22 protein-coding genes and 1 tRNA gene are annotated in these 22,313 nt (G+C 54.3%); 14 read left to right on the forward strand and 9 right to left on the reverse strand.

Annotated features, from left to right (window positions below):
• The 4 genes from ACLQMU_RS04920 to ACLQMU_RS04935 all read left to right on the forward strand — a co-directional run bounded on the left by ACLQMU_RS04920 (window position 1) and on the right by ACLQMU_RS04935 (window position 4,157).
• A complete protein-coding gene (locus ACLQMU_RS04920) occupies window positions 1-867 on the forward strand; it encodes a DUF63 family protein (protein ID WP_424040383.1) in 867 nt (288 codons plus the stop codon).
• Window positions 860-1,453, forward strand: coding sequence for a stage II sporulation protein M (locus ACLQMU_RS04925; RefSeq protein WP_422148518.1), 594 nt, complete (start codon window positions 860-862; stop codon window positions 1,451-1,453). The genes ACLQMU_RS04920 and ACLQMU_RS04925 overlap by 8 nt, the downstream gene beginning before the upstream one ends.
• Window positions 1,454-1,462: 9 nt before the next feature.
• Entirely contained in the window at window positions 1,463-2,899 is a 1,437-nt protein-coding gene (gene proS / locus ACLQMU_RS04930) for a proline--tRNA ligase (protein ID WP_422148517.1), read from the forward strand.
• Between the two features lie 298 nt (window positions 2,900-3,197).
• Window positions 3,198-4,157 carry a hypothetical protein gene (locus ACLQMU_RS04935; protein WP_422148516.1) on the forward strand — a complete coding sequence of 320 codons (960 nt, stop codon included), beginning with the start codon at window positions 3,198-3,200 and terminating at the stop codon, window positions 4,155-4,157.
• A 375-nt stretch (window positions 4,158-4,532) separates the two neighbouring features.
• Here ACLQMU_RS04935 and ACLQMU_RS04940 read toward each other — a convergent pair whose 3' ends face one another.
• The 4 genes from ACLQMU_RS04940 to tsaA all read right to left on the reverse strand — a co-directional run bounded on the left by ACLQMU_RS04940 (window position 4,533) and on the right by tsaA (window position 6,883).
• Entirely contained in the window at window positions 4,533-4,988 is a 456-nt protein-coding gene (locus ACLQMU_RS04940) for a hypothetical protein (RefSeq protein WP_422148515.1), read from the reverse strand.
• 160 nt (window positions 4,989-5,148) lie between these two features.
• Complete coding sequence (locus ACLQMU_RS04945) at window positions 5,149-5,457, reverse strand: hypothetical protein (RefSeq protein WP_422148514.1); 309 nt, start codon at window positions 5,455-5,457, stop codon at window positions 5,149-5,151.
• A gap of 6 nt (window positions 5,458-5,463) precedes the next feature.
• A complete protein-coding gene (locus tag ACLQMU_RS04950; protein ID WP_422148513.1) occupies window positions 5,464-6,357 on the reverse strand; it encodes an Mrp/NBP35 family ATP-binding protein in 894 nt (297 codons plus the stop codon).
• Between the two features lie 106 nt (window positions 6,358-6,463).
• Window positions 6,464-6,883 (reverse strand): tRNA (N6-threonylcarbamoyladenosine(37)-N6)-methyltransferase TrmO, encoded by a 420-nt coding sequence (tsaA, locus tag ACLQMU_RS04955; protein ID WP_422148512.1) that lies wholly within the window; start codon window positions 6,881-6,883, stop codon window positions 6,464-6,466.
• A 14-nt stretch (window positions 6,884-6,897) separates the two neighbouring features.
• Between tsaA and ACLQMU_RS04960 the strand changes: the two genes are divergently transcribed.
• From ACLQMU_RS04960 to ACLQMU_RS04970, 3 genes are all read left to right on the forward strand, one after another.
• Window positions 6,898-7,560 carry a YbhB/YbcL family Raf kinase inhibitor-like protein gene (locus ACLQMU_RS04960; RefSeq protein WP_424040380.1) on the forward strand — a complete coding sequence of 221 codons (663 nt, stop codon included), beginning with the start codon at window positions 6,898-6,900 and terminating at the stop codon, window positions 7,558-7,560.
• 103 nt (window positions 7,561-7,663) lie between these two features.
• Window positions 7,664-8,125: a YbhB/YbcL family Raf kinase inhibitor-like protein gene (locus tag ACLQMU_RS04965; RefSeq protein WP_422148510.1), complete on the forward strand. Its 462-nt coding sequence runs from the start codon at window positions 7,664-7,666 to the stop codon at window positions 8,123-8,125.
• Between the two features lie 184 nt (window positions 8,126-8,309).
• Window positions 8,310-9,497, forward strand: coding sequence for a deoxyguanosinetriphosphate triphosphohydrolase family protein (locus ACLQMU_RS04970; protein WP_443673578.1), 1,188 nt, complete (start codon window positions 8,310-8,312; stop codon window positions 9,495-9,497).
• A gap of 8 nt (window positions 9,498-9,505) precedes the next feature.
• Here the strand turns inward: ACLQMU_RS04970 and ACLQMU_RS04975 are convergent, their stop codons facing one another.
• The 3 genes from ACLQMU_RS04975 to ACLQMU_RS04985 all read right to left on the reverse strand — a co-directional run bounded on the left by ACLQMU_RS04975 (window position 9,506) and on the right by ACLQMU_RS04985 (window position 12,722).
• Window positions 9,506-9,697, reverse strand: coding sequence for a hypothetical protein (locus ACLQMU_RS04975; RefSeq protein WP_422148508.1), 192 nt, complete (start codon window positions 9,695-9,697; stop codon window positions 9,506-9,508).
• A gap of 14 nt (window positions 9,698-9,711) precedes the next feature.
• Window positions 9,712-11,829 carry a protein kinase domain-containing protein gene (locus tag ACLQMU_RS04980; RefSeq protein ID WP_443673579.1) on the reverse strand — a complete coding sequence of 706 codons (2,118 nt, stop codon included), beginning with the start codon at window positions 11,827-11,829 and terminating at the stop codon, window positions 9,712-9,714.
• A gap of 71 nt (window positions 11,830-11,900) precedes the next feature.
• Window positions 11,901-12,722 carry an FHA domain-containing protein gene (locus tag ACLQMU_RS04985; protein ID WP_422148506.1) on the reverse strand — a complete coding sequence of 274 codons (822 nt, stop codon included), beginning with the start codon at window positions 12,720-12,722 and terminating at the stop codon, window positions 11,901-11,903.
• A 205-nt stretch (window positions 12,723-12,927) separates the two neighbouring features.
• Here ACLQMU_RS04985 and ACLQMU_RS04990 point away from each other — a divergent pair, with 205 nt between their 5' ends.
• Window positions 12,928-13,203, forward strand: a complete 276-nt coding sequence (locus tag ACLQMU_RS04990; protein WP_424040376.1) for a hypothetical protein — start codon at window positions 12,928-12,930, stop codon at window positions 13,201-13,203.
• A gap of 336 nt (window positions 13,204-13,539) precedes the next feature.
• Here the strand turns inward: ACLQMU_RS04990 and ACLQMU_RS04995 are convergent, their stop codons facing one another.
• Window positions 13,540-14,460 carry a hypothetical protein gene (locus ACLQMU_RS04995; protein ID WP_424040375.1) on the reverse strand — a complete coding sequence of 307 codons (921 nt, stop codon included), beginning with the start codon at window positions 14,458-14,460 and terminating at the stop codon, window positions 13,540-13,542.
• Between the two features lie 214 nt (window positions 14,461-14,674).
• Between ACLQMU_RS04995 and ACLQMU_RS05000 the strand changes: the two genes are divergently transcribed.
• From ACLQMU_RS05000 to ACLQMU_RS05015, 4 genes are all read left to right on the forward strand, one after another.
• Window positions 14,675-14,745 (forward strand) — tRNA-Gly (locus ACLQMU_RS05000).
• Window positions 14,746-14,754: 9 nt separating this feature from the next.
• On the forward strand, window positions 14,755-15,432 hold the full coding sequence (locus tag ACLQMU_RS05005) for a DUF5612 domain-containing protein (RefSeq protein ID WP_422148503.1): 678 nt from the start codon (window positions 14,755-14,757) through the stop codon (window positions 15,430-15,432).
• On the forward strand, window positions 15,433-16,005 hold the full coding sequence (locus ACLQMU_RS05010) for an L-threonylcarbamoyladenylate synthase (protein ID WP_422148502.1): 573 nt from the start codon (window positions 15,433-15,435) through the stop codon (window positions 16,003-16,005).
• 16 nt (window positions 16,006-16,021) lie between these two features.
• On the forward strand, window positions 16,022-16,945 hold the full coding sequence (locus ACLQMU_RS05015; protein WP_443673584.1) for a nucleotidyltransferase domain-containing protein: 924 nt from the start codon (window positions 16,022-16,024) through the stop codon (window positions 16,943-16,945).
• A gap of 205 nt (window positions 16,946-17,150) precedes the next feature.
• On the opposite strand, the gene ACLQMU_RS05020 is transcribed toward ACLQMU_RS05015, so the two are convergent.
• Window positions 17,151-17,459: a hypothetical protein gene (locus ACLQMU_RS05020; RefSeq protein ID WP_422149744.1), complete on the reverse strand. Its 309-nt coding sequence runs from the start codon at window positions 17,457-17,459 to the stop codon at window positions 17,151-17,153.
• Window positions 17,460-17,925: 466 nt separating this feature from the next.
• Here ACLQMU_RS05020 and ACLQMU_RS05025 point away from each other — a divergent pair, with 466 nt between their 5' ends.
• Window positions 17,926-19,371, forward strand: a complete 1,446-nt coding sequence (locus tag ACLQMU_RS05025; RefSeq protein WP_443673580.1) for a hypothetical protein — start codon at window positions 17,926-17,928, stop codon at window positions 19,369-19,371.
• Window positions 19,368-22,142: an IPT/TIG domain-containing protein gene (locus ACLQMU_RS05030; RefSeq protein ID WP_422149742.1), complete on the forward strand. Its 2,775-nt coding sequence runs from the start codon at window positions 19,368-19,370 to the stop codon at window positions 22,140-22,142. The genes ACLQMU_RS05025 and ACLQMU_RS05030 overlap by 4 nt, the downstream gene beginning before the upstream one ends.
• Window positions 22,143-22,313: the final 171 nt, after the last annotated feature.

The raw sequence follows: 22,313 nt of genomic DNA on the forward strand, positions 1-22,313 counted from the left end.
ATGATTAGTGATTTCATATACAAATACTACATCGATCCGGTGAAGTACGGCGAGCCCTATAATATTGTCGAGACACTCACCTACGCGATCATCCTCATCATCGGTGTGTATTTATTGTACCGCTGGTTCTCGAATTCTTCCTGGCTTTCAGAGCATGGCATAAAACTTGATTCCTCATTTATTCTTGCCACTCTGCCCTACGTGGTGCTTGGCGGCGTTCTCCGGGTGATCCAGGATGCCGGGATGATCACAGGTGACTGGCAGTACCTGATCGTTACCCCCCCGATCTATTTTGTGCTGTTTTTCTTTACGCTCGGGATGATCTTTATCGGGGGCATACTCAAGAAAAACGGGCTGATCAAAAATTTCCTGTCATTCTACGCATTGGTCGGCTGTATGGCGGTTTTTGTTATCTCGCTTATTCTTTTCTCCTGGGGCATGGCCCATTCCCATGTCGATCTTTTCATCCTTGTAGTGATCCTGCTCATGGCCGTCACCGCAACAGTGCTTGTCTGGGCCTGCATGAGATATGTTCTTTCCTGGGAATATGTCAGGGATCCGCTCTACATCGCACTCATCTTCGGGCAGCTGTTGGACGCCAGTGCCACCAGTTACGGGCTTACCTTCCACCCGGCAGTCCATTATATCGAACAGCATGTGGTCGGGTCGGGCCTGATCCAGATGACCGGTACTGCGTTTGTCATGTACCCGCTCAAGCTCATCGTCCTTTTCCCGGCTATTTACATCATGCAGCTCTATCGCAAAGAGGCAAATCCGGCCTTCTGGTACCTGGTGCTTCTTGCGATGATCGTGGTCGGCCTTGCTCCGGGTGTCCGTGATATGATCCGGATGGTTCTCTATGTCTGAGCCCGGTGCGTTGATCAATCCGGATCGTTCTTCGCTGGGTAATGCTATCACGGTCACCATTCTTCTTTTTCTCGTTGCAATGATTATCGGATGGGTCGGAACTGCACGCGACCCGACGATAGGAAATGACTTGCTCGTGATGTTCCAGAAAGAGATTGCCGGCCAGATTACCATCGGGAATTCCATCGATATGTGCATCAAGCTTTTTGCCAACAACCTCGAAGCCTGTATCCTGCTCTTTCTGGGGGGAGCCTCCTTTGGCATTTTGACGGTGCTGATTTTGAGCTTGAACGGCATTGTGATCGGTGCAATCACCGAGATCATCAGCCACGGTCACTCGGCGATCTTTATCGCCGCCGCTATCCTTCCCCACGGGATCTTCGAGATTCCCGCATTTATCCTCGCGGCTGCGCTTGGATTTCTTATGGCGCAGTCACTTATCGCTGAATGGTACGGGGCCGCTGATACGGCTGCCGATGCAGCTCAGTCCGCCCGGCTCTTCATCTTCTGCGTGGTGCCCCTTATCGCCATGGCAGCAGTGGTCGAGGCTTTTATTACGCCGGCAGTCATACAAATAGTAGCTTAAGAGGTTTTTATGGACGAGGATGCGGGCGCCCTGCCAAAAAAACAGGATTTTTCTGAATGGTACAACGATCTTCTGTGGCGTGCGGAGATCATGGACGTCCGTTACCCGGTAAAAGGGCTCTATGTGTGGTTCCCGTACGGGTTTGCAGTCCGCACATATGTCTACCGGCGCCTGCGCGAACTGCTTGACCGGGACCATAACGAGACGCTTTTTCCCCTGCTTATCCCGGAGCAGGAATTCATGAAGGAAGCAGAGCACATCAAGGGTTTCGAGAATGAGGTATACTGGGTGACTCACGGCGGCACAACACCTCTTGAGATAAAACTGGCACTCCGGCCGACGAGTGAGACGGCAATCTACCCGATGTTTGCCCTCTGGGTACGTTCTCATGCGGATCTCCCCCTCCGGATTTATCAGGTGGTCAACACCTTCCGGTACGAGACCAAGCAAACCCGCCCGATGATCCGTGCCCGCGAGATCACCTCGTTCATGGAATCGCATACCGTCCACGCGACATGGAATGAGGCAGAGGCACAGGTCGAATCTGAGATTGCACTCACCCGCGAGTTTTACCGGAGTCTCTGCATCCCGATCATTATCTCGAAACGCCCTGACTGGGACAAATTCCCCGGCGCGGACTATACCATTGCGGTTGATACTATCATGCCCAATGGTAAGACCCTCCAGATCGGCACCGTCCACCATCTCGGCGACCACTTCTCCCGCACGTTCTCGATCCTGTACGAGGACAAAAACGGGGAACAGAAAGTCGCTTACCAGACCTGCTACGGGATATCGGAGCGCTGTATCGCGGCACTGATCTCCGTTCACGGCGATGACAAAGGCCTGATCCTTCCCCCGGCTGTTGCCACTCTTCAGGTAGTGATCGTACCGATCACCATCGGGAATCATCACGAGGATGTAATAGCCGCTGCAGAAAAACTCAAAGCAGACCTGGAAACCGCCGGTTTCCGGGTGAAACTTGATGACCGGGATATGCGGCCCGGTGCAAAGTATTACTGGTGGGAACTCCGGGGCGTCCCGCTCAGGCTTGAACTGGGGCCACGGGATCTCGATGCCGGAAAGGCCATGGCAGTCAAACGGAGCGGAGGAAAAACCACAATTTCCCTTGCAATGGCATCTGGTGACGTCTCGCGGGTACTTGGCGAAATCACAGATGCGATCCGGACAAAAGCAGAAGAGAACGCAAAATTACATCTCAGTACCGCTGATTCGATGGATGCGCTGAATTCTGCTCTCAATGAGGGAAACGTTGCGGTCGTCCGCTGGTGCCGGGAGCGGGGATGCGGGAATACTATCGAAGAGAAGGCAAACTCAAGCCTGCTCGGAACCGAAGTCCGGTCTGAGTATATCGAGGCCACGGACGGACCCTGCATTATCTGCGGGAAGCCAGGCAAGGCAACCCTCGTTGGCAGGACATACTGATTTTTTTTTAATTACCCTGCCTCCGGCCTTAAACGGAGATTATCTGTTCTGGTGTTAAGACAGATAATGCATGGTACATCAGTCCCTGACGATCAGGCCGTTTGATTCAAGAGTCATTTTACCCGTACCTTATCATTCCGGTACCTGGGATGTGGAAGAGATCCGGGCCCCCAATCTGTGTTTCGGTAATCAGATGAACAGGATCTGGGCGTTAAGGTTATGAGAGAATACCACACCTATTAAGACAAGCGATTCGCGTGCTCGGTGGTACAACCCGGGAAAATAGAGAGAGATCAAGATGAAATCAAGGACCACTGCTGTCACCCTGCTTATACTGCTGGTAGTGTTCGGTCTGCCGGCATCTGCCGCGCTTACCGCAGTGACCAGCAGTCCGCAGACCATTGTGAAGGCGGATACGGTAACCCTCATGGGTACCGGTGCACAGAATGGTTCGGTAACCCTCTGGATTGTTGGACGGGATTACTTTGCAACCCAAACGGCAAAACCGGATAAAGCGGGAAATTTCACCTTCACTATCAAACCTGAAGTGACCAACCGGTTTTCTCCCGGAGAATATGCATTTTTGATGCAGGATCCGGGTGCCGACAGGAGTTTTGAGATCGGTCCACTATTCTGGAACGATGGTATCCGCATTGCAGATCAGGGAAAAATTATCGCCAGCATCGGGCAAATATCATCGTTCCCCACCGATATCGATTCAATAGCCGACACTATTCTCAATGCATCGGTGCAGCCGAACGTCGATGATATATTTACTCCCTATTACTTCTATGTAGATGAGCCGTCCATGCATTTCAACCGGGCGAGCAATTCCGGCAAACTACCCGACCAGACAACAGGAGAAGCCATTCTTATTACCGGTACAACGAACGTCGGGCCCGAAAACCTCCTCCATGTAGAGATCAGAAATGCGAGCTCCAGTGATCTGGTAACATCAGAAAATATTCCGGTTGAAAGAGGTACCAATACCAATCAGTGGACCTATTCGCTCGATGAGCCCGGACTGCCGGCAGGTTCGTATATCGTCTCGGTCGGCGAGCACAAATACACCACGTCGGGCAATGCAACGGCACAGCTTACTATTCTCCAATACCGGATTGCAGGTAACTCCTCTTTTCCGCTGCAACCGGAGTTGCCGGCGGGGATAACCCCCTATGGAGTTATCCTCCCCCTGCTCATCAGTTTTGCAGCCCTTGTGATCATCGGGATTATCATACTGGTATCACTACGGAAATGATCCGATGCCACGGTGCATCAGGAAAATTATACCTGCCGGCATGATTATGATTCATCAGGCATGGAGACATTAAAAGATACTAAAAAAACGGCACCTATCAAAGATACGCCTCATGTATAATAAAAATCCGGTTTTTGCGGAAACCTTCATTTTCAGCACGTTGCAAAAACTACAGCAATTGCGGGAAAACACCTGTCTTCCTGAACTGAATCCCTGTACGATGATGGTGCAGTACCGTTTCGGGGTTATCGCACTGGGAGGGAAGTCATACCGGAGGAGAGATACGGCGTACTGAAAGCCGCCATGAGCATTAAAGTGATATTTTGGGGTTTACTCTGGAGAGCCCCCCAATAAAACCGCTGACGGGGGTGTATGTCAGCACCGGTTGCAAACGTACTGGATATCCACCGAAGTGTGACGCATGTCACCGGTGATCTGTTTTCGTCCGCCCCGCACAAAGAGACGGTTGCACTTCGCGCATCGCTTGGGCCGGATCCTGTCGAAAGTCCCCATAGGGAGTTCCAGGGAGAACTCCGTTTTCGTCCACTCTTCCGCGGGTTTATCCGCATTCTGCTCGTAGCTGGACACAAATTCCATGATCTGCGATGGCGGAACCCCAAGATCGACAAATTTCTTGAAAACAAAATAATTGAAGATGAGCCACGAAAGATCCGAACGATCGAGAATGCCGTCATACTCCCCGATGGACTCTTCGAAGTCTTCCAGCGAACAACCGCACAGCGGGCATTTGCCCCCCACGAGCTCATCAAGAAAAACTTCTTCCTGGCAGCCCGGGCAGGTGGTGTGGGGGGCATGCATGCGTGACGTCATGGGTATCTCCGGTCTGATCTATCGCGTATTCAGAATGAAAGAAGAAAGAATTATTCTCGGGATCCTGTTTTTTATCAGATCATACATGTGCCGGGAGGGCACTTATAGGTATCATCCATGCACATTCACCCCGATAATATCTTTTTGGTACTGACAATAATCAGGAGGCGTCAGGCTCCGGCGGCTCCATGACGAGCGTGCCAAAGATTACTTTCTCCAGTACCTGCGAGACATAGCGGATATGCATAGCCTTCTCCAGATCCTCGTTCCGGTGGATATCCGCATAAATCTGGAGGCGCAGGAGGGCAAAGCGGAACTGATCGAGCGTTTCATCGTCGAGTTTCATGGCTTCGCGGTACACCGGTTCAAGGAGATCGGGAAATGCCTGAGGGTTATCAAGGCAGGTGATGACCGGTTCATATATGGGGAGGGGCGCCGCTTTTCCGGAAAGTATCCGCAGGTAGTCCATACCAGTTTATCCCTCGACGATTTTTATGAGCGCTTCCATGACCTTGTCCACGCTCGCCCACGTGGGGCTGTCACCGCGCCGGATAATGAATGGCCGGCCTTCATCCCCGGCCTTGCGCATATCTATATCAATGGGAATGGCGCCAAGGAACGGCACCGAAAGTTCTTCAGCGATCTTCCTGCCGCCACCCTTGCCGAAGAGATCAATTTCCTGGCCACAGTGAGGGCAGAGCATCCCGCTCATATTCTCAATGACGCCGAGGACCGGCAGGCCAAGTTTCTCTACGAATTTTATGGCCTTTTTCGAGTCAAGCGTCGCAACATCCTGGGGGGTTGTCACGATTACCGCACCGCGCACGTTGGGTGCAAGCTGGGCGATCGTGAGAGCTTCATCACCTGTGCCCGGGGGCAGGTCTACGACAAGGTAGTCCAGAGATCCCCAGTTGACCTCGGAGAGGAACTGCTGGATTGCCACCATCTTCATGGGCCCGCGCCAGATAACCGGTGAGCTCTTGTCAGGCAGCAGGAATGCCATGGATATGACTGAGAGAGCCCCGGTGACATGGACCGGTTCGATCCTGTTCCCGATCGTCGAAAGCTGGTGATCCTCGATCCCCAGCATCTTGGGAATGTTGGGTCCGTGTATGTCGAGATCCAGAAGCCCGACTTTATAACCGTGGCCGGAGAGTGCATAGGCAAGGTTCACGGATACGGTCGATTTTCCCACTCCGCCTTTTCCCGAAAGAACCAGGATAACGTGTTTTACATCGATGTCTGCTTTAGGGGGGAGGCCGGGTTTTGCATCGGAGCAGGTTCCCGCTGCCGCACAGCTGGAACACTCGTGGGAGCAGGAATCTTTTTCGGGTTTGGCCGGTAGGGTGCCGTCAGGTTTCTTTGCCATGGGTTGCCTCTGGAGTACAACAGGGTACTACTATCCTCTACCATTCTCTTTTTTAGACATTAAAGGTGTGGAAATCGCATCTGTTCCTTTGCGGCAGGATGGTGAGTTATTCCGGTATACAGTCAATTCCGGGGGAATAACATTTTATATCCACCAGCGGTGTATTGTCCAGCGCGTCCAGCCCGCGCACGATCAGCCGGTTATCGTCCCGCCGGACAAGATCAGCTACCGAGAGCCCTACCGGGTTAGGCCGGTGAGGCGACCGGGTAGCAAAAACTCCCTTTTCGATACCGGTATGCGGGGGTGTGGCGACAAGGGCTGAACGATCCGCCCGGTCAAGCCAGTAGAGGACAACAAGATGTTTCTCGCGTTCAATATCCCGGAGGCCAGGCTCAAAGGGTTCATAGATCTCAATGACAGATTCTGATTCTGAAAACCGGCCCTGGTGCGGTGCCTCACCTGGCGTTTTATACGGAGAGTGAATGACACCGATAGGCAGTATTTCAAACGTGTCGTGACAGGTCATATGGGATCATTCCTGTGTTTGTTTGTGCAGCCGGTTCCTATAAGACCCTGCCGATGACTCTTTTCCGGATCCGGTCGGGTAGTACCGTTCGGATCCCTCACGCGGCGGGAAAACAGGTTCTCTTTTCAACGCCCATGTGCCTCACGCAAACCGGAGCACTCCGGCTGAATCACTACATCGGGCTTATCTTTTTCCCGTACAGCAGTGAGATAAGCATGATGACACCACTTCAGGTTTCACTGGGCTTTCTGGAATTCCCTCCGACCTATACCTGTGACGGCGGCAACCATTCGCCGCGTATTACCCTTGAGGATCTGGACCCGAGTACTGCCTCCATTGCCGTCATGGTCTTTAACCCGTTTATTAAAAGCTGCTGTTCGTTTACCCCGTGGATCATCTGGAACCTGCTCCCGGACCATGTGATTCCTGAAGGAATTCCCCACGAGGGTACGGTTAACGTGCCGGTTGCTGCGGTACAAGGGACGACTGATTATGGGATCACCGGCTACACCGGTCCCTGCCCCCCACCGGGCGAGACTCACCGCTACCAGTTCAAGGTATATGGGCTCGATGCAATGCTGGCACTTCCGGCCGGATCGGACAAGCACGCGCTCGTGGCTGCGATGAAAGACCACGTGCTCCAGTTTGGGGAAACCGTTGCGCTCTCAACCCGGTAAAACTCCCCAGGTAAGGGCGCCCCGATATTCTTCGTTCACAGGCGGATGAGTTACCTTTATGAGACCGGCTGTGAATGATGCGAGTACCGGATGTGAACAACCTATGGAGACCTTAAGCGTAAGCATTTCTGTCAGGAACCTTCCCCCCGCCTATACCTGTGACGGGGAGGACAAGTCGCCGGAGATTGACGTCGGCGGTGTGAATATCCAGCACTCAAAATGCCTTGCTATCATCTGCAACGATCCCGATGCTCCCGGGGGCGGTGGTTTTGTTCACTGGCTGGCATGGAATGTGGAACTGGTAAAACTTATACCGGAAAAAGTCCCAAAAACCCCAACGGTTACCTTCCCTATAACCGCAGTACAGGGAGCTAACAGCTTTGGTACAATCGGGTATTCCGGCCCCTGCCCGCCCCGCGGACAGACGCACCGTTACTTCTTCAAGGTATACGGACTGGACGCCGAACTCGATCTTGCACCCGGTGCAACAAAAGAGGAGCTTTTGCATGCCATGGGCGGGCATGTCGTCCAGTATGGTGAGACCTACGTGACGTACGGGAGATAACCGGCATGCCGGCCCGGGATAAATACTGGCACACTCACGATTAACACCGACCATCCTTTGCCGGTGGATATCCTTTTGCTGCACCGGTCCGGGGTCCCCTTTTTCCTTTAAGTTCCGTTGTACGGGGCCGGTCCGTTAAGGGCGTCAGCCTTAATGCCCCCCGCTTCCCAGATTGACGTAGAGCATGAGATCAAAAGGAGCATGCGGCGCCCCAGATAACAGGCGGGATTTGCAGATTTACCGGTATACGCACCAGCGCGAAGCCCTGCTCTCGCCCCATGCCGCACGGAGCGATCAGGCGCTGCGGAGGAAGAACCGGAAACCGGAAGATATCCGGACGCCCTATTCACGGGATGCGGACCGGATCATCCATACCCGGGCTTATACCCGGTATATCGACAAGACACAGGTTTTTTACCTGATTGAGAACGATCACATCACCCACCGGGTGATCCATGTCCAGCTTGTCTCGAAGATCGCCCGTACTATTGGCCGGTGCCTGCGCCTCAATGAGGATCTAATCGAAGCGATCGCACTCGGGCATGACATCGGTCACATCCCGTACGGACACTTCGGCGAGTCCTGCCTCTCGGCACTCTGCGAAGAACACGGGATCGGAAAATTTTTCCACAACGTCAAGAGCGTCAGATTCCTTGACCAGATAGAGGATCAGGACCTGACCATGCAAGTGCTAGATGGTATCCTCTGCCATAACGGGGAGACCGACGATGTCCGTATCTCCCCGGAACCCTGCTCCGGATGGCCGGCGTTCGACCGGAAAACAGAGGCCAATGCAGAGGGAACCCGGTCCGGGGCTCCGATGACCCTGGAGGGCTGCGTCGTGAAATTTGCCGACACGATTGCCTATATCGGGCGCGATCTCCAGGATGCGCAGGAGGTCGGCCTGATACATGACATGAACAACATTCCCCCGGAGTGCAAAGAGATATTCGGGACCGACAACCGTGCGATCATCGATACCCTGATTCACGACCTGCTTGACAACAGCGATGCAGATGAGGAGGGTTTTATTACCTACAGCCCGTCGGTGGAACACGCTCTTGCGACCCTCCGGGCATTCTCCCGCGAACGGATATACGACAACCCGAAACTGACCGCGGAACGGGAAAAGATCAGGACCATGTACCGCATCCTTTTTTCAACGTATCTTTCGGATGTTGAGGCAGATCACCGGGGCTCGAAAATATTTACGGAATTTGCCGGTTCGCCGTGGGTGAACCGGGACTACGTCCAATCGACACCACCAGCCGGCCTCGTCCGCGACTTTATCGCCGGTATGACCGACCGGTATTTCCTGAAACGTTTCGAGGAATGCGTGATCCCCCACCGGGTTGAGGGCTCATTCCCGTAAACGGCACATCAATCGTATTTGCCCTTCGGGTGCGCCCAGCCGGTAAACCCGCAATAGATACACCCGACCCCCTCGCACTCCGGACAGGCCTTCTTTGGCGCCCGGACGAGGACAGTTCCTGTTTTGTCGCAGTAGGTGCACCCGATCCCGCCACAGTGCCCGCAGGTCGCGGGCTCATAAGTTTTCTGTTCGTCCGCCATGCCGATCCGCCCGATTATTCATCGTCTTCATCAAGGTACCGCGAGAGTGCATCCAGCAACTCGCCTGAAGATTGGTACCGGTCTGTGGGATTTTTCGCCAGGCATTTTAAGATGATCTTCTCCACGGCCTCGGCATCAGGATTATATTCGGTCGGGGGTATCGGTTCGTCCCTGACAATCGCATTGCCGACTTCAACGATGCTCTCCCCCCCGAACGGTATCGACCCGGTGACCAGTTCGTAGAAGAGCGCACCCAGCTGGTAGAGGTCAGTGCGGACATCCGTCCTGCCAAATTCCGCAGGAGAGACCTGCTCCGGCGCTGCATACGAGAGCGAAAACCCGGCAACGCTTGACTTCTCCATCGTGGTCGCGATGACCTTGCTCATCCCCCAGTCAGTAATTTTCGGGACAAAATCGTTGGTCACCAGAATGTTGTGCGGCTTGATGTCACGGTGGATGATACCATGGGCATGAGCGTACGCAAGCCCGTCCGCGATACCATGGACGAGATGCACGGCCTTCCAGACCGGCAGGGGTTTTGCCACGGCCTCGAGCGATCCCGGGACGTACTCCATCTCGACATAGGGGACCGGCAGGATGTTCACCTCAAGCACTTCGACGATATTTTTGTGCCGGAGCGTCTGCCATGCGGCAATCTCGTTCAAAAAACACTTGCCGGTCACTTCGTCAAAACTGATGGGGATCTTGACTGCGACCAGCCGGTTGTCCGATTTGCGGTGTGCAGCAAAGACGTGCGCGACGCCCCCCCGGCCGACATGCCTGATATCCACGTACCGGCCTTCAAGTTCCGGGGGAAAATAAAATTTTGGCCCGGCTGGCGGCGGGGTTTCCCGGGGGGCCGATGCAATCTCGGTCTCGGGAGCGGGTATTGTGGCCTCTGGTCCTGCATCCGGATGATGGCGATTATTTCCCTGTACCGCATCCTGCCCGGGTAAATCCAGTACAGGCCGCGGATGCGTATCTCCTGATAAAGCCGGATGCGCCCTCATGTGTCCCGGGCGGTTTTTACGGGATCTGATGAAGAGTACCCCGCCGGCACCGATGATACACACCAGCAGTACCAGTACGAAAAGAGCGACGAGCGGCCTCACGGTCCGGTCCCCGGTTGTTGCAGGCATGGTTTCCACCGGTAAGGCTTCCCCTTCGGATGTCCCCGTTACCTGGACTTTCACCGGTGCCGGTGTCAGGTCTGCCCCGGATGCGGCCGGCTTGATCTGTGAATAATACTCGATGGGATCCATCAGCGGGGCAGGGTCGACCTCATTCTGGATGGCGGCCACTCCGGGATTGCGGTTCAGGCCTGACCCCACCACATACGGCGTATCTCCGATGCCATCGGAATTCTCGTCAGTCCCCCGGTAATCGCTCCAGTAATTCCCCAGCCTGCCCGTCAATGTCCTTCCCAGATATACATAGGACATGACCGACGGTGATTCCCATTGGAGACCGGTGCCTTTTGACAGGACATTTTCGGTATTGGAAAACGTGTTAAAGGTGATCGTATTCGCGGCAGATTGTTCATCAATGGTTATTCCAAGGGTGTTTTTGGTTATCCGGTTTCCTTCAATGAGGTTGTTTTTTGCATTTTTGAGCACGATGCCTGCACGGCTGCTGCCCGTAACCGCATTTCCGGTGATGGAATTGTCGCCTGCTGATTCAAGTTGTATACCTGCTGCATTCCCCGTCAGGGTATTGTTTTCGATCGTATTTCCGCTGGAGATAACGAGGATACCACTCGCCGTTGCGCTGTTCTGGATAACAAAGCCCTCAACAGTACAACCGTCTGCATCGATTTCAAGGGCGGTTCCCCTTTTTCCCGGGTCAATGACCGGTAATCCCCCGCCGGTATCTACACCTATAAGCGTGATCTTCTTGTCGATTTTTACCGTTCCCGGATAAGTCCCGCTCCAGACCGTGATTGTATCGAGGGGGGATGCCCAGGTGACCGCATCCTGGATGCTAGTAAATCCGCCTCCAGAGGGGGCAACGGTATACTGGGCCCCGGCTGCCGGGGGTACACAGACCGCGCTCACGAGCAGCACTGCTGCGCAGCAGAAAAGGACAAGCCCTAGATGGCGCATCATGAACGGTGTACCGGTATTTTGGATCATATTTTATTCATCTGTCAGTATCAGGAACAGAGAGCTGCACCTGCTCCTGCACACTCATCCGGGTATACGATCTATGGATTTTTGGGGATGATTAATAACAGCCTTGCCCCACCGGCCCCTTTCGCCAGTTCGAGAAGATCGCCATCGTGAACCGGTGTGGGCACATGGCGTTCCAGCCGTGCATTATTCAGCACTGTTCCGCCGGTGCTCCCGCAGTCTTCAAAATACCATCCATCCTTTTTGAAGAGAAATTTCCCGTGAGGTTTCGATATCCGGGTCACTGCGGTATAGGCACCGGAGATTTCGACATCTGCATCCCCGGTCGCATCGGCAGGACGTTCCGGGTCGCTCCTCCCGACCCGCACGGTATCAGTTCTCAAAAGAAAGGTTCTACCATCGTCATGTCCGCCAAGGACGATGGCAGCAGGCACGTTTCCCAGCACTTCCTGAGAGAGCGTGCTCTTGACCGATTCCAGCCTCCTTGAGATCTCCCCCCCGATAATCTGGACACGTGTGTTGGAGAACAGCCCGAGGTTCCGGATTATGGATTCAAGGCCTCCTGGCACGACAGAATACTGCCAGACGGGATGAATTCCCTTGGATGTGGGGGCGCCAAGACCTGCTTCTTTTTTTATCACCCCGATACTCATGAGTTTGTCAAGGTGTTTTTTGGTATTCTCATAGCTGGTCTCGATCTCATGGGAGATCGCCCGCGCATCACGGGGTTTCTTCTCGAGAAATTTCACGATCCTGAGCCGGGCGCTGCTGGAAAGCACATCCAGATATTCCGAGAGTTCGTCGAGAGATTCCGCTGTATCCTCAACGACAATCGTAGGAGACTTGTCTGCCGGGTCCATGTTTTTCCTGAGAGGTACGTCACCTTGTCGTCCCATAACCCTATGCACGTACAAAGGATTCATGTATGCGGTTTCCTGTGATGTACCTGCTGTGACCATCGTGTAACCCGCAGGTTCAACGGTCTAACCTGCATCATGGGGGCAATATATCTGGCGTTGCATGCAACGTTGGGATCAGGTGATACACGGGAAACAGTCCGGTGTGTCACCGATCCATGAAAAAACAAACGGAGGCACTCGCATGGACACCGGTAAGATCCTGATGGGAACGGCAATGATCCTGATCACGATCGGTCTCCTGGTACATCCAGCGGGTGCTGCAGAAACCGGTGGCATTTTCCCGGTTGGGCAGGGAAATGCCATCGGATTTGCAGGACAGGTTCCGGTGGGCAGTGACATATCCTGCGTAACCGGGTCCGAATCCTCCGGCTCCGCCACGCACCCGTACGAACGACTGACCGCAACACCTGTATCCGTTTTCTTCGGTGTCCCCGTGACTCACTCACGAGGGATATGATGGACAGGCATGACAGGTGATCAAGCAGGTATATCCACACCCCCGGCAATGGTGCGAAAGCACGAAACATCCTGCCGGGAAAAACCCTGATTTATATCCTCCAGGCTTCACAGGAAAAGCCACCCCATACTCCTTTTTTTGGGGTTTCCCTCGTACTACCCGGAATTCACCGGGATTTCAGTATCCCTGCCTGTATCCCGGATTTTCAGGAAAATAAGGAACCTGGACGAACGCGCTAACCACGTATAGGGGTCGGCTCTCGAAGGGAGGGGCCGTGGGTCAATATACAGATTGCGGTAAAAAGGGGGGGATACCCCCTCCTGCAGGGGGTCATCTTTATCTTTTCTTGTTCATCGTCTTTGCTACCGTGCAGGCTCCGATGATCCCGAGGGCGACGATGGCAACCATTCCCGAAGAGGGAGACTTTTTTGTTGTTGTTGGAATCGGTGTAAATACTACGTGCGTGGTCACTTTCGTTGACGGCGTAATGACATACGTTGGCAGGGGCGTTGTGGGCTGCGTGGTAGGGGTTATGGATGCAGACGGAATCGTGGCCGTCAGGCGTACGTTATCGATCCACCCCTCGGCAAACAGGCCCATCGTGCCATAATCACCAACATTGCCAAGATAGATCCGGTTCATATTCTTGAGGGGGTCCTGGGTAGTTGTAAAGTAACTCCAAAGCTGCTGACCGGTTTGCTTGTTGGTGACCGTTTCGGTAATAATCCCCGTATCGTTATTATAGTTTACGGCAACGTGATAGGTGGTATTGAGCTGATACGTGACGGTCTGACCTCCATACGAGGATATAGCGCTGGTGACTTCATTCTGTATTGCACTCTGGGTGACAGAATGAAGCACCATGATCTGGCCGTCTTTTGAAGTCGTAAATGCGGTAATGATGTTCGGGCCCTTGTTGAAGTCCATGTCGTCCCCAGTGAAGCCCAGCCGGAACGTTGCGCCGGGGTCTACCCGGTCAAGCAGGACATCGTACTCGAGGGTAAACGATCCGCTGTTGTAGTTGATCGATGGGGAGTACGCATAGTTACCGGTACTTGGCTGAATCCCGAAATGGTACATCTCCGCCGACGGGTCCCAGTAATCTGTTGATGGGTTGTTGGTTGTCCAGTGGGGATCAGCGGTAAACGTACTCTGATAGAGTACCGCCTGTGTCCCTGAATCTGCCTGGACCGGGCATGCAAGGACAATGAGCGCCGCAGCCAGCATAAGCATGAGGAAAATTCGTGGATGTTTCATGGAAAAGACTCCCGTGTACCAAACGATGGTTATGCTCATGTTCCCGAACGTCCCGGCACCTGGCCCGGATATACGAACAGGAACATGTCGTGTATTGTTATTATGCTGCACCGCCGTTCATAAAAATATCGACCAGCCGGCCGGATAAACCGGACCGAAGCAAACACTATATTTATCTTCGAAATAAGGCAATATCATAGAGCAGAATGAAAATGCGATAGTAGTCTAGCGGCAGGACAGGAGCTTCCCAAGCTTCTAACCCGGGTTCGATCCCCGGCTATCGCATCAGTTGTTATGGACACCGAACCTGAACGCTGTGCAATGCGGATCATAGCCGAGAACACCCGGGGCGTGCTGCGGGATATCGCGACGGTGATTGCCGACCACGGGGCGAACATCCTCATGATAAATCAGGAGATCTTCGATTCCGGCCCCCACGCGGGAATGGGAGAGCTCTACTTGGAATACGAACCGGGGCCCAATCGCGAGCAGCTGGTCCGCGACCTTGAGGCGATAGGGTCAGTCAGGGACGTAAAAAACTTCCAGCCCTTTGGCGACATTTTCGGTTCCCGTGTGATCATCATCGGGGGCGGCGCACAGGTCGCCCAGGTTGCACTCGGTGCGGTCAACGAGGCCGACCGGCATAATATCCGGGGCGAGCGGATATCTGTAGACACCATTCCCCTTGTCGGCGAACGGACGCTCGCACTTGCCGTTGACGCGGTCTCGCGCCTCCCCCGGGCATCCATCCTCGTGCTTGCCGGGTCGATCATGGGCGGGGATATCTCAAAGGCGGTCGACCGGGTCCGGGAGGCCGGTATCCCGGTCATCGCGCTCAGGATGGCGGGAACGGTGCCCCAGCATGCCGATCTGGTCGTCACCGATCCGATCCAGGCCGGAGTATTTGCCGTCATGCACGTGAGCAGCAAGGCAGTATTCGATATCACCCGGATCCGCGGCAGGGAATTTTAAATGGATATCATCGAACGGGCCGTGTCGGTGCTGATGCATGACGGCCTTATCGTGTACCCGACCGATACCCTCTATGGTCTAGGGGCAGATGCTTTTTCAGAAGAGGCCATCGAGAAAGTCTATGAGGCAAAGAAACGGGATTTCGCAAAGCCGATCTCCATTGCGGTTTCCGATTTCGAGATGCTCGCTGCAGTCTCGCATATCGACCGCCCTATGGGGGAATTTATTGAAAAATTCCTGCCCGGACCGGTGACCGTGGTGGTGCCGGCACGGAGGACGATTCCCGGGATCCTGACCGGGGGCACCGGGATGATCGGGATCCGTATCCCGGCGCATGGCATTGCCCTGCAGATCATCGAACGGTTTGATGCACCCATAACCGCCACGAGCGCAAACCTCTCGGGAGGAAAAGACCCGCAGACCCCGGAGGAGTGCACGGTGCCCCGGGATCTTCTTATCGATGGCGGAATGCTCCCGGGGACACCGAGCACGGTTGTCGATCTCACCACAAGAACCATCGTCCGCCGCGGGGCGGACGCCGATGCAATCGAAACATTCCTCCGATCCTGCTGATACCGGGACTGTCCTTATGCTGCCGATCCGCCTGCGTGACTTTGTTGAAGATCCCGATGGCTGGCTCTATGCGGTGTCCACCTACGACAACGAAAAGGACGTCGGGTGCCTGCTCCGGTATGTGCCGGATAAGGAGGGCGGGAGAACCGGCCCATCCGGCCAGCGGTACCGAAAATACGATTTTGAGGACGCGTACAGGAAGATCGCACACGAAAAACCGGCATACGCGGGGCTGGTCCAGCGCATTCCTGTCGGCGATCTGCGCCGGGTATTAAGACCGGATCAGGAGATCTCCCGTATTGCAGCGTCTCATTCGGGGGTCCGTAAACTGCTCGACCTGTTCCGGCTGCCACCGGCTACTATCGGCTGTACCGGTTCGCTCCTGTGCGGGCTCCAGAACGAAAGTTCGGATATCGACATGGTCGTGTACGGGAAGCACTGGTTTACTGCACAGGCGCTCGTGAAACAGGGCATCGCTGACGGAAGGATCGAAGGTATGTCCCTGGCAATGTGGCGCAAGGTGTACGAGAAACGCCAGCCTGCGATTCCCTACGACGTCTTTGTGGCCCACGAGCAGCGGAAGTGGAACCGGGGCCAGATTGACGGCACCTATTTTGATATCCTCTACACGCGGTCCACCGATAACCTTGCGGGCGTACCTTCGGGAAAAGGGGAGGTCTGCGGCAGACAGACAATCCTCGCAACAGTGACCGATGCCTCACTTGCGTTTGACAACCCGGCAGTCTACGTAGTTGAGCACGAGTCAGTAACGAAAGTCCTCTCCTTTACCCATACGTACAGCGGACAGGCACTCGCAGGGGAGACCATCGAGGCCTGCGGAGTCCTGGAGCGGCATGGCACGGAACACTGGCTCATCGTCGGGACAACCCGTGAGGCAAAAGGGGAATATATTGTATCAAAGACGCTGATCGGGGAATGACGGTTTTTCCCTCATATTACAATCCACGATTTTACCCTTAAATGCAGGTATCCGGAGGGGGAACACGCGATCCGGCGGGAACGTAAAACGAAAAAATCACCGCCCGATATAACGAACGGTTATTTATCCATACTTCCTGATGAACGGTTCCGGTGAGTAGTTTTCCCGCTTCCAGCTCCGGAGGAGCCGGACTGCAGCCATGCTTTTAGCTGTGCCAGCACTCAACGATCCCTTCGTACCATTCCGGAAGGGTCTCCATGGAGGGAACAAACTGCAGTTTTTTGAGGATGTGCTGCATGACGGGGCGGGGCATCACCACCCGGACATCATATCCCTGTGCAAGCCACTGCCGTAGTAAAGCCTGTGTGTTACCCTTGTTTTTGTTTCGGGATATGATGAAATGGAGGTAAAGCCGGTGGTTCTCCCTGATTTCCAGCCAGCCGGAGTAGAGCGATTCAAAAAATCCCAGTGCATCGCCATCTGGGGTGCCGGACTCGATTCGTTGCGTATTCATGCGTTTCCCTTCCTGATCCTCGCGATCCGTACCCTATACAGGAACTTCCATAAAAGGAGCTGGATTGTGCATGGTGAAAGTAATACATCTATATCCAGAGAGAGGCAGCAGGAAACCGCTTCCCACCCGGAGGTTCCATGCGAAATACCGGCCGGTGCCATGCAGAAAAGGGGGGGGTTCACGGCACAAAGGGAGGAGGAGGGTAATCCCCCTCCCCCCTCACTCTTTTTTTCGGAGGGGATCATCCCCCACCCATCTGCCGGGCCAGCAGGGGGCCACCCCCTCCCTTCGTACATATTGCGGTACCCATGAGTCCAGTCCGGGCCGTTGAATCGCAGAGGGTATGAGCTGATACTTCGCAGCCGTTGGGCAGGGATCCCGGGGGATACTTCCCTGATTAAAATTCAGCGCGAAACCACTGGTACTGATACCTTTATAAACAAAGCCATAAACGAATAACTGGAATATGACAGGCGGCACTGCAGGGTCCCATAGGGAACAGGCTCTTTCTGAAGTGATCGGGTTTGTGCTTATCCTCGGGATTGTTATGGCCGCTTTCTCCCTGTACCTTATCTATGGTGTCCCGGTGCAGGGCCGCGAGAACGAGATCAATCATATGAGTGACATCAACGATCAGTTCGTCAGTTACAAGATCGGCGTCGATTCACTCTGGACGAACCAGCAGACGGGTCTCGCCATGAGCACCACATTCCCGCTGGGCACCGCAGGCCAGACTGCGCAGGGGAGTACCAGCATCATCCCGGTCCTGCAGCCCGTGGGGTCGACCGGTGTAATAGCGATCAACCAGAGGACGACGACACCGGAGATCTTCACCATTTCATCCAACTCCTATATCAGCAATAAAACCGCGATTCTCTCCGGTACTCCGCTGTCGATTACCCCATCACCCTACACTCAGGTCTACCTGAACCCGCTTTCAGGCCTGCAGGTCAATATCACGGCTTCCACAGTCAGTCAGAATGAAAATCCGGCGCGGAGCGTCATAATCAACGGAAATACGTGGAACGCGACGATCAACATTACGCCACAGATGACCTATTATCTGACCTATGCCCTTACCGGTCAGGGCACGAACCAGAACCTTACCTCGGCTCCAGCGTATAATTACAACAGGACGGATATTACGATTACGGTCCTGAAAAATGGCATCAAATCTCTGGATGGCGTCACAATATATTCCAATATCCAGCAGGGGACCACCTATTCAGTCAACCTGCTGGATCCTGCCTATGGATTAAACAGTATCATAGCGTACCCTGCAGCAATTACCTATTCCGTTTACAATCCGAATTCCGATGTAGCTGCAATCGCCACAGCACAGTATGCATACACTTACCAGCCGAATTACACCTATTCTGTGCCCCTCGGTTCCCTCGCGTACAGTACCAACAACAACTACTGGATCCCCCAGACCTATTATTACCAGATGGGCGGGGTGTTCCTCTCCCAGATCGACGGGATCACGTATAAACTTCCGCCTGAGATAACCTTTGCGAACAACGGGAATGGGAACATTACCGTGAACATTGTCGCGCTCGCATACGATCCTGCCGACGCGGGCACAATCGGCGGCAGCAGCCCGGCACAGATATCGACATACCTGAAACCCGATGCCGGCAGCCTTCCGTATGCGCCGGTCAGTCCCAATACCTGGAACGCAAGCATCAATATCACCACGCCGGATCCGAATGCAGCCGTCATGTGGGCATCCTACCTGAACGCAGCGGCAAACCAGACCGGCGGGATCCCGACCACGTATTATACCGCGGGCAACACCACCACCGGCGGTTATATTTATCTGTACGGGATAAACGATGGTAATCCGCATATCACCCTCACCGGGAAGACGGCAAACCTTTCGGTCAGTGTCCAGAGCGTGGGGAGTACATGAAATTTTCCGTCAGGAGACAAGACGATGCAGTGTCCGAGATTATCGGGACAATCCTGCTGATCTCGATAGTCGTCATTGCCGCATCGGTCATTGCCGTCGCCGTGTTTTCACAGCCCCAGCCCCAGAAGATCCCGTCACTGAGTGCAGTCATTTCAAATCAGAGCCAGATCGTCTATATTAAGCACAATGGCGGGGATGCATTGCCAAACGGGACTTTTAAGGTCCTGGTGGATGGGATTGACGTTACGTCCAGCGTCATCATCCCTACTACGTGGTCCATCGGAGAAATGCTTACCTATTCCAAACCGGGAACCACCCCGCCATCGAGTGTGGCAATCGTGTACACCGGATCAGGCTCTGCAGGTGTCGTTTTATCCTCCGCGTACTTCGTGCAGTATGCTGGGGGAGGATCACCCACGGGGACGATGACTGCAACCGCTACTCCGACTCCCACTCCGACCCCGTCGGTCACCGGCATTTCACCGACAGCTGGACCGACAGCTGGCGGAACCTCGGTAACCATCACCGGCACGAGCTTTACCGGGGCGACTTCGGTATCCTTTGGCGGCACCGCGGCAACCTCGTATACGGTAAACAGCGCTACTTCGATCACCGCGACCAGCCCGGCCGATTCCGCCGGAACCGTTGACATTACCGTCACTACAGCGAAAGGTACTTCCGCAACTTCGGCAGCCGACCACTACACCTATGCAGCACCCCCGGCCGTCACAGGAATCTCACCGACATCCGGCTCGACTTTTGGCGGCACCTCAGTAACCATAACCGGCACGGGCTTTACCGGAACGACTTCAGTATCATTTGGAGGCACCGCGACGTCCTCGTATACGGTGAACAGCGCTACTTCGATCACCGCGACCAGCCCGGCCGGTTCTGCCGGAACAGTTGACATCACCGTCACCACACCCGGTGGCACATCCGCAACTTCGGCAGCCGACCACTACGCCTATGTAGTAGTCCCGGTTATCACCGGTATTTCACCGGCAGCCGGCGCAACCGGCGGCGGCACCAGTGTAACCATCACCGGGACGGGCTTTACCGGGGCGACCGCAGTTGCCTTTGGCAGTCTACCGGCACAACATTATACAGTGAACAGCGCTACTTCGATCACTGCCGTCAGCCCGAACTATAATTCAGCCGGAACCGTTGACATCACCATCACTACATCCAACGGTACATCCGCGACTTCATCATCCGATCAATTCACCTTTGGAAACCCGACCGTGACAGGCATTTCACCGTCAGCCGGCCCGATAGCTGGCGGTACGTCGGTAACCATCACCGGGACCGGCTTTACCGGGGTGACCAAAGTGATGTTTGGCAGCACAGCGGCAATCTCGTATACGGTAAACAATGCTACTTCGATCACGACAACCGCCCCGTCAGGTTCTGGAACCGTTGACGTTAAGGTCACCAATACTGCCGGTCAATCCCTGGCTTCATCCGCTGACCAGTTCATCTATGTGGCAGCCCCGGCCGTCACTGGTATCTCACCGACAGCTGGACCGACAGCTGGCGGAACCTCGGTAACCATCACCGGGACCGGCTTTACCGGGGCAACTGCCATTACCTTTGGCGGCACAGCAGCCCCCACGTATACAGTAAACAGTGCTACCTCGATCACAGTGACGTCTCCGGCCAATCCTGCCGGAACCGTGGATGTCACCGTCACCACTCCTGGCGGTACGTCTGCAACTTCTTCTGTCGACAAATACACGTATGCAACAGCCCCGGCTGTCACCGGTATCTTGCCGATATACGGCTCGACTCTTGGCGGCACATCTGTAGCCATAACCGGTAGCGGCTTCACTGGAGCGACCGCCGTTACCTTTGGCAGCACCGCCGTTACCTCGTTCGCAGTTATCAGCAGCACCTCAATCACTGCGACTTCTCCGGCCGGTTCTGCCGGGACCGTTGACGTCACCGTCACCACACCCGGCGGTGCATCCGCAACTTCGGCAGCCGACCAATTCACCTATATTCCCCCGCCGAACCCGAACTTCACAGGTACGCCACTTACCGGAACCACACCGCTCACGGTTCAGTTCACCGATACCTCTACAGGTACCCCGACTTCGTGGGCATGGTCATTTGGAGATAGTTCGTCCCTGTCCACGGTCCAAAATCCATCACACATCTATACGAGCGCAGGAACCTATACCGTCATGTTGACCGCTACAAATAACGGCGGTAGTGGTTCTATCACAAAGAGCGGGTATATCACGGTAACTCCGGGTCAGACACCTGCATCCACAATTTTCTTAAATAGTGCCGCCCCCAAACAGGGTTATCTGCTGAGTGGAGGTTATATTCAGTTCAGGGTAACGGGAAGTTATTACACGATAACCCACGGAGGCACTGTGCATACCTTGGTAAACGGCGATATTGTAAGACTGACGATAAATTCAGGCGGCACACAAGGGACTATGTATGTCACCACCGGCCAGATCAGTACATTTGCTTTCAATGATGTCGATCTGACTATCAATGGAGTGGATTATGGCCAAAATACGATCTCCAATATATATATTGGCAGTTACGACACCTTCACGTCCACGCTTACGTTGAATGTCCCCTCGCAATTATCGTGGACAAATCTTGTAGCAGATGGGGCATCCATCATACCTAGTACATCCGATTCACACCAGATCACGATCTATAATTTGGGAATGGGATCAGGTGGAGTTAATATCAACTCCATGACGCCGTATGTTTACTACACTGGTGGAACTACGGGGTATACCCTTTCCTGATTCCCGAATGTTGTTGTTTGTGATAATTCCCTGAATTTTTTCATTCGTTTCCCCATGAGGCACCCTTTTTCGGGAAATGATGCGGGTTTCAATCCAGCATGATGCTTCAATATTTGGGACTAATGGGAATGACTGAAATTCGGCTCTGTTAACCTCCTCACAGAACATTGA

The sequence above is a fragment of the Methanoregula sp. genome (assembly GCF_052325125.1).
GTDB lineage: Archaea > Halobacteriota > Methanomicrobia > Methanomicrobiales > Methanospirillaceae > Methanoregula.

Bases quoted from the DNA above. Each gene is read 5' to 3' on its own strand.
- ACLQMU_RS04950 (WP_422148513.1), bottom strand. From the start codon at position 6,357: ATGGCAAAGAAACCTGACGGCACCCTACCGGCCAAACCCGAAAAAGAT.
- ACLQMU_RS04995 (WP_424040375.1), bottom strand. From the start codon at position 14,460: ATGAAACATCCACGAATTTTCCTCATGCTTATGCTGGCTGCGGCGCTC.
- ACLQMU_RS04970 (WP_443673578.1), top strand. From the start codon at position 8,310: ATGAGATCAAAAGGAGCATGCGGCGCCCCAGATAACAGGCGGGATTTG.
- ACLQMU_RS05025 (WP_443673580.1), top strand. From the start codon at position 17,926: ATGACAGGCGGCACTGCAGGGTCCCATAGGGAACAGGCTCTTTCTGAA.
- ACLQMU_RS04940 (WP_422148515.1), bottom strand. From the start codon at position 4,988: ATGACGTCACGCATGCATGCCCCCCACACCACCTGCCCGGGCTGCCAG.
- ACLQMU_RS04975 (WP_422148508.1), bottom strand. From the start codon at position 9,697: ATGGCGGACGAACAGAAAACTTATGAGCCCGCGACCTGCGGGCACTGT.
- ACLQMU_RS04920 (WP_424040383.1), top strand. From the start codon at position 1: ATGATTAGTGATTTCATATACAAATACTACATCGATCCGGTGAAGTAC.
- ACLQMU_RS04965 (WP_422148510.1), top strand. From the start codon at position 7,664: ATGGAGACCTTAAGCGTAAGCATTTCTGTCAGGAACCTTCCCCCCGCC.
- ACLQMU_RS05005 (WP_422148503.1), top strand. From the start codon at position 14,755: ATGGACACCGAACCTGAACGCTGTGCAATGCGGATCATAGCCGAGAAC.
- ACLQMU_RS04990 (WP_424040376.1), top strand. From the start codon at position 12,928: ATGGACACCGGTAAGATCCTGATGGGAACGGCAATGATCCTGATCACG.
- ACLQMU_RS04980 (WP_443673579.1), bottom strand. From the start codon at position 11,829: ATGATCCAAAATACCGGTACACCGTTCATGATGCGCCATCTAGGGCTT.
- ACLQMU_RS05015 (WP_443673584.1), top strand. From the start codon at position 16,022: ATGCTGCCGATCCGCCTGCGTGACTTTGTTGAAGATCCCGATGGCTGG.
- ACLQMU_RS05010 (WP_422148502.1), top strand. From the start codon at position 15,433: ATGGATATCATCGAACGGGCCGTGTCGGTGCTGATGCATGACGGCCTT.
- ACLQMU_RS04985 (WP_422148506.1), bottom strand. From the start codon at position 12,722: ATGGGACGACAAGGTGACGTACCTCTCAGGAAAAACATGGACCCGGCA.
- ACLQMU_RS04935 (WP_422148516.1), top strand. From the start codon at position 3,198: ATGAAATCAAGGACCACTGCTGTCACCCTGCTTATACTGCTGGTAGTG.
- ACLQMU_RS05020 (WP_422149744.1), bottom strand. From the start codon at position 17,459: ATGAATACGCAACGAATCGAGTCCGGCACCCCAGATGGCGATGCACTG.
- ACLQMU_RS04945 (WP_422148514.1), bottom strand. From the start codon at position 5,457: ATGGACTACCTGCGGATACTTTCCGGAAAAGCGGCGCCCCTCCCCATA.
- tsaA (WP_422148512.1), bottom strand. From the start codon at position 6,883: ATGACCTGTCACGACACGTTTGAAATACTGCCTATCGGTGTCATTCAC.
- ACLQMU_RS04925 (WP_422148518.1), top strand. From the start codon at position 860: ATGTCTGAGCCCGGTGCGTTGATCAATCCGGATCGTTCTTCGCTGGGT.
- proS (WP_422148517.1), top strand. From the start codon at position 1,463: ATGGACGAGGATGCGGGCGCCCTGCCAAAAAAACAGGATTTTTCTGAA.
- ACLQMU_RS05030 (WP_422149742.1), top strand. From the start codon at position 19,368: ATGAAATTTTCCGTCAGGAGACAAGACGATGCAGTGTCCGAGATTATC.